Annotated in this window: 12 protein-coding genes; 5 read left to right on the top strand and 7 right to left on the bottom strand. The window is 70.7% G+C overall.

Translation table 11 applies throughout. The annotated features are described in order from the left end of the window. Positions 1-80 precede the first annotated feature (80 nt). The 3 genes from ACWGID_RS15665 (at position 81) to ACWGID_RS15655 (ending at position 2,964) form a co-directional block, all read left to right on the top strand. Positions 81-662 (top strand): GrpB family protein, encoded by a 582-nt coding sequence (locus tag ACWGID_RS15665; protein ID WP_452197161.1) that lies wholly within the window; start codon positions 81-83, stop codon positions 660-662. Between the two features lie 69 nt (positions 663-731). Further along, a complete protein-coding gene (locus tag ACWGID_RS15660) occupies positions 732-1,805 on the top strand; it encodes a glycosyltransferase (protein WP_452197160.1) in 1,074 nt (357 codons plus the stop codon). After that, positions 1,789-2,964, top strand: coding sequence for a hypothetical protein (locus ACWGID_RS15655; protein WP_452197365.1), 1,176 nt, complete (start codon positions 1,789-1,791; stop codon positions 2,962-2,964). The genes ACWGID_RS15660 and ACWGID_RS15655 overlap by 17 nt, the downstream gene beginning before the upstream one ends. On the opposite strand, the gene ACWGID_RS15650 is transcribed toward ACWGID_RS15655, so the two are convergent. Next, complete coding sequence (locus ACWGID_RS15650) at positions 2,935-3,504, bottom strand: TIGR03086 family metal-binding protein (RefSeq protein ID WP_452197159.1); 570 nt, start codon at positions 3,502-3,504, stop codon at positions 2,935-2,937. The two genes, ACWGID_RS15655 and ACWGID_RS15650, sit on opposite strands and share 30 nt — an antisense overlap. A gap of 139 nt (positions 3,505-3,643) precedes the next feature. On the opposite strand from ACWGID_RS15650, the gene ACWGID_RS15645 reads away from it, so the two are divergent. Next, on the top strand, positions 3,644-4,597 hold the full coding sequence (locus ACWGID_RS15645; protein WP_452197158.1) for an aldo/keto reductase: 954 nt from the start codon (positions 3,644-3,646) through the stop codon (positions 4,595-4,597). Next, positions 4,594-4,938, top strand: a complete 345-nt coding sequence (locus ACWGID_RS15640) for a YciI family protein (RefSeq protein ID WP_452197157.1) — start codon at positions 4,594-4,596, stop codon at positions 4,936-4,938. The genes ACWGID_RS15645 and ACWGID_RS15640 overlap by 4 nt, the downstream gene beginning before the upstream one ends. On the opposite strand, the gene ACWGID_RS15635 is transcribed toward ACWGID_RS15640, so the two are convergent. Genes ACWGID_RS15635 through ACWGID_RS15610 form a run of 6 tightly spaced genes read right to left on the bottom strand, consistent with a single transcriptional unit; the run spans position 4,935 to position 12,461 of the window. Further along, a complete protein-coding gene (locus ACWGID_RS15635; RefSeq protein WP_452197156.1) occupies positions 4,935-5,366 on the bottom strand; it encodes a GNAT family N-acetyltransferase in 432 nt (143 codons plus the stop codon). The two genes, ACWGID_RS15640 and ACWGID_RS15635, sit on opposite strands and share 4 nt — an antisense overlap. Positions 5,367-5,379: 13 nt before the next feature. Next, the gene (locus ACWGID_RS15630) at positions 5,380-6,528 is read right to left on the bottom strand and encodes a VWA domain-containing protein (protein WP_452197155.1); all 1,149 of its coding nucleotides are present in this window, start codon (positions 6,526-6,528) and stop codon (positions 5,380-5,382) included. Further along, the gene (locus ACWGID_RS15625; protein WP_452197154.1) at positions 6,525-8,702 is read right to left on the bottom strand and encodes a DUF5682 family protein; all 2,178 of its coding nucleotides are present in this window, start codon (positions 8,700-8,702) and stop codon (positions 6,525-6,527) included. The genes ACWGID_RS15630 and ACWGID_RS15625 overlap by 4 nt, the downstream gene beginning before the upstream one ends. Beyond that, positions 8,699-9,781: an ATP-binding protein gene (locus ACWGID_RS15620; protein WP_452197153.1), complete on the bottom strand. Its 1,083-nt coding sequence runs from the start codon at positions 9,779-9,781 to the stop codon at positions 8,699-8,701. Before ACWGID_RS15620 ends, ACWGID_RS15625 begins: the two co-directional genes overlap by 4 nt. Next, positions 9,778-11,181 carry a DUF5691 domain-containing protein gene (locus ACWGID_RS15615; protein WP_452197152.1) on the bottom strand — a complete coding sequence of 468 codons (1,404 nt, stop codon included), beginning with the start codon at positions 11,179-11,181 and terminating at the stop codon, positions 9,778-9,780. Before ACWGID_RS15615 ends, ACWGID_RS15620 begins: the two co-directional genes overlap by 4 nt. After that, positions 11,178-12,461 carry an SWIM zinc finger family protein gene (locus tag ACWGID_RS15610; RefSeq protein WP_452197151.1) on the bottom strand — a complete coding sequence of 428 codons (1,284 nt, stop codon included), beginning with the start codon at positions 12,459-12,461 and terminating at the stop codon, positions 11,178-11,180. Before ACWGID_RS15610 ends, ACWGID_RS15615 begins: the two co-directional genes overlap by 4 nt. Positions 12,462-12,751 lie beyond the last annotated feature (290 nt).

The raw sequence follows: 12,751 nt of genomic DNA, 5'->3' as shown, positions 1-12,751 counted from the left end.
TTTATGCTTTCCGGGCCGACGACGGTGCTCGCCACCAAATTGTTTCCGCCGGCTCGGCGGTCCGGGCTGGTCGCGCGACCGTGGTTGGCGGAACGTCTGGAAAGGACGCTGACACCCGGTCACCGGCTGACCCTGCTTTCGGCACCGGCCGGTTTCGGACTACTGCGTCGTCAAGCAACGTTGAGGTTGTCATCGTCAAGCGGCTCACCCCTGAAACGGCCCCTTGGCCGCCTGCCTGCGCGCTGTTCAGGGACAACGTCAGTGGTGAACCACCCCGCGGGCTTGCCCCCGCAGGCCCACGACGCGGCGTGGGAGGATCTTCCTCCCGAATCGGGCCACAATCCTCCCCAACCCCGCCCCGACGAGGCAGACCCGGCACGACCGGGGAGCACTACCCACCCAGAACGACCAACACAACTCCCCACACCACCACCGGCACGCTCCCGAAACGACCTCAACCTTGCTTCACAACGCACTACCTCCGCGCCCACTCCGCGGAGCTCGCGCCGTACGCGTCGTTGAAGCGCCGGCTCGCCGCCGAGCACCCGCACGACGGCGCCGCCTACACCGAGGCGAAACTCCCCTGGTTCTGGCAGACCATTCGCCGCGCGGACGAGTGGGCCCAGCGCACCGGATGGGAGTGCGGCCCCAGTGATACATGAGTGGGGGTGGATTGATGTCACACCCGGTGGATGGGCGGTTGTTGGCGTGGACCGATAGTCTCGGGCGCCATGAGCACGAGTGTCGCCATCGCGGTGATTACCTTCAGGCGACCTGCTCTGTTGCGAGGGTTGTTGACGAGTTTGCAGGCTCAGGAACTGCCCTCCGACGGGGATTATGCGATCCGGATCGTGGTGGTGGACAACGATGCGGAAGGGTCGGCCGCGCGGGTTCTGAAAGAGTTCGGGGACGGTACGCCGTACCCGATCGAGTCCGTGGTGGAACCGGAGCCAGGGATCCCGTTCGCCCGGGAGCGATCGGTCGAGTTGTGCTGGAACGACGACGCGCTGATCTTCGTGGACGACGACGAGGTCGCCCCGCCGGGCTGGCTGAAGGCGCTGCTGACCGCCTGGGAGGCGACCGGCGCCGACGTTGTCACCGGCCCGGTGAAGGGCAACCTTCCGGACGGCGCCCCGCCGTGGAACCTCTACAGCGACGTCCACGACTCGACCGGCAAGCACCCGACCGGCGAGGAACTGCGCAAGGCGTACACGAACAACACCCTGGTGAGCCGGCGGGTCTACCACTCGGTCACCCCGGGCTTCCATCCCGCGTTCCGCTACACGGGCTCCAGCGACCTGCACTTCTTCCTGCGCGTGCACCGCGCCGGGTTCCGGATCGTGTGGTGCGAGAAGGCCTGGATCGCCGAGGAGGTCCCGGTCGGCCGTACCACGCTGCGCTGGCTGGTCCGGCGCGCGTTCCGCTCCGGCAGCGGCGACACGATCAGCCGCCTGCTGATCCGCCCGGGCGCGATCAGCTACGTGCTGGTGCTGGCCTATGCTTCGGCCCGGGTGATCTCCGCGATCGGGTTCGCCCTCGCCGGGCTGCTGCTCGGCCGGAAGACGCACCTGCTGAAGGCAGTCCGCCGGTTCTTCTCGGGCGTCGGGAGTCTCGCCGGGATAGTAGGGATCAACCATGACGAGTACCGGGAACGGCACGGCGCCGACCACACCTCCGAGCACACCGCCGACGGTGGCGGACCTGTGCCGGGCGATCTGGACGGTGGAGAGCGATCTGGATCTGCTCCAGTGGCAGATCAAGGGGACTCATCCCTGGCCGATCATCCGGATGCGCGTCTTCCATGAGCTGACCCGCCGCAGCGGTATCCACGGCGCGCCACATCCGGTCCGGCGGACGCCGTACGACAAGGCAGCGCTGGTCGCGCGGCACGTCAGCGGCGTCGTCACCCGCACGCCCTTCCCGGGCCGGTACGACGCTCTCGTCGTACCGCATCCCCGGAAACCGAACGGTGTCGAGATCTACACCGACGAGCTCCGCCGTACCCTCGGCGACCGCGCCCTGATCCTGGACTCCGGGATCAACGGCACCCCGCTGGCCGGCAGCAAGAACCTGGACTTCTTCACCTCCGCCGCCGGCGCCGTGCACCGCGGCACGGTCGACGACCGCGGCGTCGCGGACGCGCTGGAGAAACTCACAGGTGTCCGCGTCCCGGTGGGTGCGCTGCTGGCCCGCGAAGTACCGAAGCACCTGCGCCTGCGTGCCCTGTACCGCGCCTTGCTGAAGAAGCACCGGATCACGACCGTGTACCTCGTGGTGGCGTACTTCCACCAGCACATCGTCGGCGCCGCGCGCGATCTCGGGATCCGCGTCGTCGAGCTGCAGCACGGCGCGATCAGCCCGTTCCACCTCGGCTACAGCTACCCGGGCCGCCCGGCCGTCGCCGACCAGCCGGACGAGCTGTGGTGCTTCGGCTCGTACTGGATCGACGTCGCGGACCTCCCGGCCGGCCAGCGGACCGAGGTGATGGGCGCCCCGTTCCTGCCACCCGTCGGCGCGAAGGAACCGAACCGGGTCGTCTTCCTCTCGCAGGGCACGATCGGGACCGAGCTCGTGCAGGTCGCCGCGACCGTCGCGAAGGCGCATCCGGACCTCGAGGTTCTGTATCGCCTGCACCCGAGCGAACGCCCGGAGGACTACACGATTCCCGCCGGCGTGCAGCTCTCCACCGGAGGCAACACGCTGGAGTTGCTCGCGTCGGCGACGTACCAGGTCGGTGTCTCGACCACCGCGCTCTTCGAGGGGATGGCGCTCGGCTGCCGGACCGCGGTCGCAAACCTTCCCGGCCACGAGTACCTGGCGCCGGCGATCGCGAAGGGTCACGCGATCCTGATGACCGAGCCGGCCCAGCTCACCGCCGCGCCCACCTGCCCGGACCCGACGACGTACTACGCCCCCAGCACGCTCCCCGAGCTCTTAGGGTTCACGCCCGAGCAGACCGAGTAGCCGGTCCTGCAGCGGGGCATCGGGCGGTACAGGTATCTCGGCGCCGTACACCTCGATGCCCTCGCCGAAGGCCCCCGGCGTCCGGTACTTCGCCATCAGGTCCGGCGGGATCGCGACCGCGGTGGCCCACAGGCGTTCGATGTCGACGGCGTCCATCGTCTCGTCCTGCCCGGTCGCCCGCGCGAGGTCCCAGCCGTGCAGCACGAGGTCGTCGGACACCACCTGGTCGATGTGTTCCTCGGTCGTCATCCGCCCGCCCGGGGTGTCGGTCTCGGTCAACGCGGCGATCGGATCGTCGAGAACGTCCTCGATCGCGGCCTTCGCCTCCTGGAACGCGTGCAGCGGGTCGTCGGCCGGCTCCAGTTTCCGCGCGACCGGAGTCAGCATCGCGGCATGCATCGTGACGACATGCGCGACCACGTCCCGCGCGGTCCATTTCGCGCACGGTGACGGGTTCTCCCACTGGTCCGGCCGGACCGCCGCGACCTTCCGCTCGAAGGCATCCGCGCGCCGCCGGTACCGCTCCGCGATCTCACCCATGAACGCATGGTGCCCCCAACCGCAGCGGATCTCCAGGCCATCACAATCGGCGAGCCGGTACGCCGCCACGCGGGGCGATCCGGCGCGCCAGCGATTGTGATGGCCTGGAGTGTCGGTGCTGCCTTCTAGCGTGGGGGAAATGCGGACGGTGGAGCTCGGGCGGACAGGATTGCGGGTCAGCGAACTGGGGTTGGGGCTGGCGTCCATCGGCGGGATGTTCGCGGCCGTGCCGCAGCAGCAGGCGGTGGCGACGATCGACCGGGCCTGGGAGCTCGGCGTGCGGCTCTTCGACACCGCGCCGGTCTACGGGTACGGATTGTCCGAGCAGCGGGCCGGGCTGGCGCTCCGCGGGCGACCCCGCGGCGACTTCGTACTGTGCAGCAAAGTGGGGCGGCTGATCGAGCCGGGCGGGCCGGACCTGCAGCCGATCTGGGCCGAGCCGCCGACCGGGATCGGCCCGCGCCTGGACTACTCGTACGCCGCCACGATCCGCTCGTTCGAGGCGAGCCTGGAGCGAATGGGGATCGACCGCATCGACGTCCTGCACATCCACGACCCGGACCTGGACTTCGCGACTGCCTCGACCGAAGCGCTCCGGGCGCTGTCCGAGTTGCGCGGACGGGGCACGATCCGGGCGATCTCGCTCGGCGTGAACCACGCGGACGTCGCAGCCCGGTTCCTGCGCGAGACCGGAGTCGATGGGCCCGACTGCATCCTGCTCGCTGGGCGGTACACCTTGCTCGACCAGACCGGCGCCGAGGAACTCCTGCCGCTGTGCGAGCAACTCGGGGTGGCGGTCCTCGCCGCCGGGGTGTTCCAGGGCGGCGTCCTCGCCGACACCGCAGACGGGGTACCTCGTGGATACGCGCGGGCCCCGCGGGAGGTGCTGGAGCGCATCGACCGGCTACGAGCGCTCTGCCGGGAGTACGACGTACCGCTGCTGGCTGCCGCGGTGCAGTTCCCGTTGCGGCACCCCGCCGTACCGGTTGTCGTGGTGGGGGCGCGGACGTCGCGGGAGATCGCCGAAGTCGCGGCGTGGCACGAGCTGGAGATCCCGCCGGAGTTCTGGACGGCATTAAGGTCACGGCTATGAGGTACATGCTGCTGCACAAGACCAACGCCAAACTGGAGGCCGGCAACCCGCCGGACCCGGAGATCCTCGAGCGGGCGGACGCCGTCCTCGAAGAGATGCGTCAGGCCGGGGTGCTGGTGCTCGGCGAGGGGCTGATGCCGAGCTCCCGCGGGGCCCGCGTGACGTTCCCCGCGCCGGGCCAGCCGCGGGTGCTGGACGGGCCGTTCGCCGAGACCAAGGAACTGGTCGCGGGCGTCTCGATCATCCGCGTCGACTCCAAGGAGGAAGCCATCCAGTGGGCCCTCCGCTTCGCCGAAGCCGACCCGTACACCCCGATCGACATCCTGGAGGTCGCCGGCTAACGGACCATGTGCAGGATCGGGTAGGGCTTGCCCGTCGAGTCGTGGGTGGTGCGCGAGACGGTGCGGAAGCCGTGGTGCTCGTAGAAACCGACGGCCTGCGGGTTCTGTTCGTTGACGTCGACCGACGTGGCGGCGTACTGCGTGAACGCGTGCTCCAGCAGCAGCTTGCCGCCGCCGCGCCCCCGGTAGACCGGGTCGAGGAACAGCATCTCGATGTTCCCGTCCTCGACGCCGATGAACCCGATCAGCAGCCCGTCGTCGGTCCGTAAGCCGGCGAGCTGCGCGATCTCCCCGAACGACGCCCGTACGAGCGGACGGAAGACGTCGAGGTCCGCCTCGGTGACGAAGGTGTGGGTCGCCCGGACCGATGCCTCCCACAGCTCGGCCGCCCGGTCGAACTCGGACGCTTCGATCGCACTGATCCGCATTCGGCCAACCTCCTCAGGTGATGTTGGTTGCGGCCCAGCCGGCGATGTCCTCGCGGCGGATGGCTGCGGCCATCAGGTCAGGGAACAGATCAGGAGTACACGCGAACGTCGGTACGCCGAGCTCTGCCAACGCGGCCGCGTTCTCGGCGTCGTACGACGGGGACCCCGAGTCCGCCAGGGCGAGCAGCGCGATCACCTGGACGCCGGACTCCACCAAGGAACGCGCTCGGCGCAGCATCTCCTCCCGGACGCCGCCCTCGTAGAGATCCGAGATCAGCACCAGCACGGTTTCGGCGGGTTTGGTCACCAGCTCCTCGCAGTACGCGAGCGCTCGGTTAATGTCTGTCCCGCCACCAAGCTGCGTGCCGAAGAGGACGTCGACCGGGTCCTCCAACTGATCGGTGAGGTCGACCACCGCGGTGTCGAAGACCACGAGCGAGGTCCGCAACGTCCGGATCGATCCGAGCACCGCGCCGAACAGCGACGCGTATACGACCGACTCCGCCATCGATCCGGATTGATCGATCGCCAGCACGATATCCCTTTGCACGCTGTGGTTCCGCCGCGCGTACCCGACCAGCCGGTCCGGAACGATCGTCCCCAGCGTCGGCGAGAAGTGCTTCAGGTTCGCCCGGATCGTCCGGTCCCAGTCAATGTCCGAGTGCCGCGGCCGCGACGTCCGCCCGGCCCGGTCGAGCGCGCCCGTGACGGCGGCCCGGGTCCGCTCCGCCAGCCGCGCCTCGAGCTCGGCCACGACCCGCCCGACCACGTCGCGCGCGGTCTGCTTGGTCTCTTCCGGCATCACCTCGTTGAGCGCGAGCAACGTCGACACCAGGTGCACGTCCGGCTCGACCGCCCCGAGCAGCTCCGGCTCCATCAGCATCCGGGTGATCCCGAGCCGCTCGACCGCGTCCCGCTGCATCACCTGTACGACGGTGCTCGGGAAGTACTGCCGGATGTCCCCCAGCCAGCGCGCCACCCGCGGCGCCGACGACCCGAGCCCGGCCGACCGCTGCGTACCCGACTCACCCTCGGCGGCGTCGTACAACGCGGCCAGTGCCGCGTCGACGGACCGGTCCTCGGCCGACAACGTCGTACCCGTCTCCTCCTCCGCCTCGCCACCCAGCACCAGCCGCCAGCGGCGCATGCGTTCGTCACTCATGAGACCCCCAACAACTGAGCGACCACGGGAAGCGCGGTGGCCGCGAGCTCGGCGTCGAGGTCGTTGTCTTCGGCAACAACCAGGGAACCGGGATCCGCGAGGAACCGCGCCCGTGCTCCGATCGACCGCCGCTCCGGCGCCGCGAAGGTCCCGAAGGTCCGGCGCAACAACGGCAGCACCTCGGTGAACGCGTCGTCCGGGATCGCTGCCAGCCACCTGTCGACCATCGCCAGCAGCCGCTCGTCGTGCACCAGCAACAGTCCGCCGCCGGCGAGGAACCCCTCGACGTACCCGGCCGCGTCCGCGGTCGGCGTACCGGGCGACAGCGAGCGCCCCAATCGCAGCGTGACCTCGTGGTCCGGCAACCGCGACGTGTCGAGCATCAGCCGCGTCAGCCGCCCGCGGATCAACGGCGGCACCGAGGACCGATCGCTCAGCCCTTCCAGCGTGTCCAACCACTGCGATCGAACGTCCTCCGCCAACAGCACAGTCGCGTCCTGCACCCCGTCGATCAACTCCTGTACGGCGGCCGCCGCGTCCGGATCCAACCCGTGCACGGTCCGACCGAGACCGGCACACACTCGCGAAACCATCCGCCCCGCCACGGCCGCGAGGCCCGCGGTGTCGGTGCCGCGCACATCGCCGTACCGCGAGGCTCGGGCGAGGGCCGGGAGGGCCGCCATCAGGTGCCCGACGTCGGCATCGGCAGCCGCCCGAGTGTCGATGCCCTGCAGCAACGGCGGCAGCGCGTCCGCGAGATCGGCGAGCAGCGACTTCTCCAGCGCGGCCGTGACATCGGCCAGCGTCGTCGAGTCGGCCGCCTTCAGCATCACGGTCGTCGCGGCCCCGAGCACCGTCGTACCGTGCGCGCCGGCGGCGACCAGCTCGACCTCGAGGCCCGGGTCCCACGCGAGCTGCCACATCTCCCGGAACGTTCCTTGCGCGCGCCGCTCGTCGGTAGCCGGAATCCCCCAATGCACGCCGAGGATCCGCAGCCGGTGCAGGAGTCTGGACTTCTCCAGGTCGTTCGGCTTCCGCAGGTCGAGCTCGACCACCCGCTCGGTCACGTCCCGCCGCATCCGCAACCGCCGCGCCTGCGCCGCCAGGTCCGCCGCGACCGGCGCCTGCGGCGTCTCGCCGGGGACCGACCCGAGCAGCTCCCCGACCACCGCCTCCCGCGTCACCAGATCCAGCAGTACGTCGTTCCCGCCGCAGAGGACCGCCCGCGTCGCCTCGGTCACCTCGCTCAACCCGGCGAGCGGTCGTTCACGCAGCGCGGCGAGGGTGTCCGCGAGCCGGACCGCCTCGATGACGTGCGCGCTGGAGACCGGGAGATCCTCGTCCCGCAGCACCTGGGCGACCTTGGAGAGCCAGCGGGTGGTGATCTGGTCCGGCGCGGTGAACAGGTGGTGGTACCAGCCCGGGGAGGTGATGCCGGCGCCGTACCCGCTGGTCGCGGCCAGCCGGCCGTGGGTCCACGGCACCCAGGTGCATGCGACCTTCCGCTTCGGCAGGCCTTTCAGGATCCGTTGGTCGTGTGTTGCCGTGGGCAACGGAAGCTCGAGCGCCGGGACGTGCCAGGCGCCGCAGATCACCGCGATGCGGTCGAAACCCTCACGCTGCGCCTTCCGAAGCACCGTCCGCATGTAGGCCTCGCGCTGCGCCTCGCGACCCGTGGCTTCCTCGCCGTGCCGCAGCTCGCGCATCGCGTCGGCGATCACCGTGAACGGCTCGGCGCCACCACGCCGCGACTCGATCACGTCGTCCCACCAGCGCTCGGGATCGTCGTACCCGCCCGCCTCGGCGAGCGTCGCCAGCGGGTCGATCGCCGCCGCCCGCCGGCCCGCGCCGCCCGACGACGCGAACTGCTGCGCCGCGGGCAGATCGCAGAACCGCACTGGCACCCCGGCGGACAGTCCGTACCTGATCGCCTGCCACTCCGGGCTGAAGACCGCGAACGGCCAGAACGCGGCCCGCGTCGAGTCGTCCACCGCGTACGCGAGCAATGCGACCGGCGGCTCCATCTCCTCCGACGCTGCCAGCTCGACGATCTTGTCGGCCTCCGGCGGTCCCTCTATCAGGACGATGTCGGGCTGGAGCTCGGCCAGCGCGGTCGCCACCGCGCGCGCCGACCCCGGCCCGTGGTGCCGGATCCCGAACAGGTGAACGGTCATCCGGAGATCTCTCGGCAGGCCCGGTAGAACGGCGCCCAGTCGTCGCGCTCGCGGACGACGGTCTCGAGGTACTCCGACCACACCACCCGATCGGCCGACGGATCCTTGACGACTGCACCGAGGATGCCGCCCGCCACGTCGGTCGGCCGCAACACCCCGTCGCCGAAGTGGGCGGCGAGCGCCAGACCACCGGTGACGACGCTGATCGCCTCGGCGGTGGACAGCGTTCCGGACGGGGACTTGACCGCCGTCCGGCCGTCCTCGGTGCGGCCGGACCGCAGCTCGCGGAAGATCGTCACCACCCGGCGGATCTCGTCGAGCGCGTCGTCCGGCTGCGGCAGCTCGAGCGCCGAACCAAGCTGCGCGACCCGGCGGGACACGATCTCCACCTCGTCCTCGGCCGAGTCCGGCAACGGCAGGACGACGGTGTTGAACCGCCGGCGCAGCGCGCTCGACAGCTCGTTGATGCCCTTGTCCCGATCGTTGGCGGTGGCAATGACGTTGAATCCCTTACGGGCCTGGACTTCCGTGGCCAGTTCGGCGATCGGCAGCGTCTTCTCGGACAGGATCGTGATCAGCGCGTCCTGGACGTCGGACGGCATCCGGGTCAGCTCCTCGATCCGGGCGATCTTCGCGTCGGTCATCGCGCGCTGTACCGGACTCGGCACCAGCGCCGCCTCACTGGGGCCCTGGGCAATCAGTTGGGCGTAGTTCCACCCGTACCGGATCGCTTCCTCCGCGGTGCCCGCCGTCCCCTGCACCAGCAGGGTCGAGTCACCGCTGATCGCGGCCGCGAGGTGCTCGCTGACCCAGGTCTTCGCCGTCCCCGGTACGCCGAGCAGCAGCAGCGCCCGGTCCGTCGCGAGGGTGGCGACCGCGACCTCGATCAGCCGCCGCGGACCGACGTACTTGGGTGAGATCTCGGTGCCGTTGGCCTGCCCGCCGAGCAGGTACGTGACCACGGCGCTCGGTGACAGCTGCCACGCGGGCGGGCGTGGTTTGTCGTCGGCGGCCGCGAGGGCTCGCAGTTCGTCGGCGTACTCGACTTCCGCGTGCGGGCGCAGTACCTCGGTCGTCATGACAGCTCCTCGTACATTTCGCGGCGGAAGGTCAGGGTCTCCACCAGGCGCCGACGCCAGGTGTCTTCCTCGCCGGTGGGTTCACGGGTGATCGGATGGTCGAGTACGTCGGACGGCACCGCGCGGGCCGCGATACTGGCGAGCCGGGCCCAGGCGCGGTTGGTACCGACCTTGCCGAGCTGGTCGAGGATCATGCCGCCCAGCTCCGCCGGCCACGGGACCGGGAGCCCACCGACCAGCTCGGCGACGTCCACAGTCGCGCGCAGCCCGTCGACCGCGCGGGCCCATTCCTCAGGTGGCAAGAGCCGCAACAACTCCGCGGGACTCCGGCTGCCGGTCGAGGACTCGCTGTCGAGAAGCGCGCGGGCCCACTCCGAGGAGCCCTCGCGGATGGCGGCTTCGGCCCAGGCCGCCTGGAGGATATCGGGTGCGCAGCCCTCGACGGGCGTCTGCAACCACTCGATATCCATCGCCTGCAAGGGTGTGTTGGCGACGATCTGCACGAACCACCAGGCCCGTTTGCCGAGGCCTTCGGGGTTCTGTGAGTCGAGGCCGTCGCGTTCCATCGCTTGCGTGAGGCTGCGCGGCAGGTCGACCGCGAGCACGCCTTGGGTGGGCGTGAGATGTGCGTGCAGGCGCTCGGTCATGCGGTCGCCGTACCGGGATCCTGGGAGCCGGGCGAGCAGCCGCGCGGCGCCCCGGCGTACCTCGCGGGAACGGTCGTCGAGGGCCGCCTCGAGGAACTCCTCGTCGGCCAGGGAGAGTCCGTCGGCGAGCAGGCCGAGGAAGTCGGCGCGGGTCGCGGCGGCCTCCGCCGGCCAGACCTCGGCGAGCGCCTCCCGAGCGGCGGCCGGATCCTGACCACGGCAGGCCCGCAACCAGGTACGGCGCTGGATCGCGTTGCCGTGCGTCCACAGTTCCGGGTCGTTGCTCTCGGCAACCGCAGCGTGCAGGAACCGCCACTCGGGATTCAGATCGGCGAGCCAGCGCGCGCGGCGACCGGCGGCGGCGATCACGAGCGGACGGTACTCCGCGCGGTTGCGCGCGTAGTCGGCGAGCGCGGGCAGGTGTTCGGGCGGCACGCCCCAACCGCGCGCATCGGCGGCGCGCAGCCACTCGCCGAGCGCGGACGTCTGGAACCCGCCGAGCATCGCGGCCAACCGGCGGATCGCCACCGGGCGCGGCAGGGGGCGATCCTCACCTGGAGCGGCGGGCAGTGGCTCGAGCTCGCGGAGCGGTTTGCGGCCGGCCCGTTTGAAGACGGTCGCCAGCGCGGCCGCATCGAGCAGCCCGCCTTCGCCGAGCCGCTCCTGAACAGACTCCGGGAGCTCGTCGAAGTGCGGCGGTCGTCGATCGGTCCCGAGCAGGGCCGAGCTGACCAGACCGTCCCAGCCCTTCACAGGATCACCGGACGATCGTCGTGCCAGCAGGTCATCGGGCGGAAGCCGGCACGGTTCCACTCGCCGGCGACCGTGATTGGGTCGCCTGCTGACACCGCCAGAAGCTTCATCGGATCCCATCCGGGCAGGAGTTCGAGCCCGTCGCCGTCGGCGTCCGCCAGCGCCCACCCTTCGCCGCGACGGGCCGGGCGGACGTCCCGCAGTACCAGCGGCCAGCGCTCGTTCCACGGGTCGGCCGCGAGGGATTCGACGTACGACGCGAGCGCTTGGCGGACTGTGAGGCCGGACGGGCGCGGGGCGGGCAGGCGCGGGGCGGACTGGGTGAGGAGGGCGCGCATCGGGAGGGCGCCGGGATAGAACGAAAGCGCGCCGGGGACGTACTCGCCCGGGCGGGCCGGGAGTGGGTCCAGCGGACGGCCGGCGGCGGCGAAGGTGAGGATCAGCCCGAGCCGGCCGGTGGTTGCCCCGCGCAACCACACGCGGCGGACCGTGAGCCGCTCGTCCGGCTCGACGACACGGCCGAGCATCAGCCAGTCGTCCTCGACCTTCTCACCGTCCGCGAGAACGCGGGCCGTGTCGGTGGTCCAGCCGATCCGGGCCTGCACGGTGTCGGCGAGGGACGGCGGCAGGTCGACGAGCCGGGCGTGCGCCGCGACGATCAGATGAATGAGCGAGAGCTCCTCGAGCAGTTCTCCGGGCCAGTCGTGCCCGCGGCCGACGACGCCCGCAGCTCGTCGTACCGCTCCTGCCACGCCGGGCGCCTGCGCGTCGACCATGCGCGCGGCGAGCCGGCTCAACTCGGAGTACGCCCGCTGGTCGAACCCACCGAACCCCTGCCGGACCTGATCGTCCAGCCAGCCGGCCAGCTCCGCGAGCCCGGACGAAACCCGATCGGCCCTCCGCGCGGCCCGCTCCTGCGCCGCGATCGGATCGGCCACCTCGCCCGGCTTCCGCTCGGGACGCTCAGCCCGCTCGGCGCGCTGATCGGCCCACGTCTTCACCCAATCGGGCTCCTCGCCCGGCAGCACCTCACCCTTGGCCGACAGCAGCATCAACCCGAGCACGTGCTTGCACGGAAACTTCCGCGACGGACAGGAACACTCGTACGCCGGACCGCTCAGATCCACCGCAGTCTGGTACGGCTGCTTCCCGCTCCCCTGACACAGCCCCCAGACCGCCCGCTCCGTCGCGCCGGTCCCGCTCCACTTCTCACGCCGCGCCAACCCCTGCCCAGCCTTCGCGGACGCAGGATCAGGCGCGAGCCCCACCACCTGCTCCACGTCCCACAACCCCACACCACTCCTCACCACACGCCCTACCCCGAAGCATGCCACCCACCCCCGACACATCCCCCGCTAACCCGCCCCCGCCGAGTCGTGGGACGCGGTCGGAAGAACCGAACCGCCCGTCACGACTCGGCGATCATGCCGGGAACCTTTCCGCACGACTCGGCGTGTGGTGGGTCAGCCGAAGAGCCGACAAATGACGGGTCCGCGGGCGCCTCACCCGCCGAGTCGTGGGAAACGGCTGCGAGAACCGAACCGGCCGTCACGACTCGGCGATCGTGTCG

The sequence above is a fragment of the Kribbella sp. NPDC054772 genome, assembly GCF_053611945.1.
Note: the sequence above shows the minus strand (reverse complement) of the source record. Positions and strands in the feature narration are given on the sequence as shown.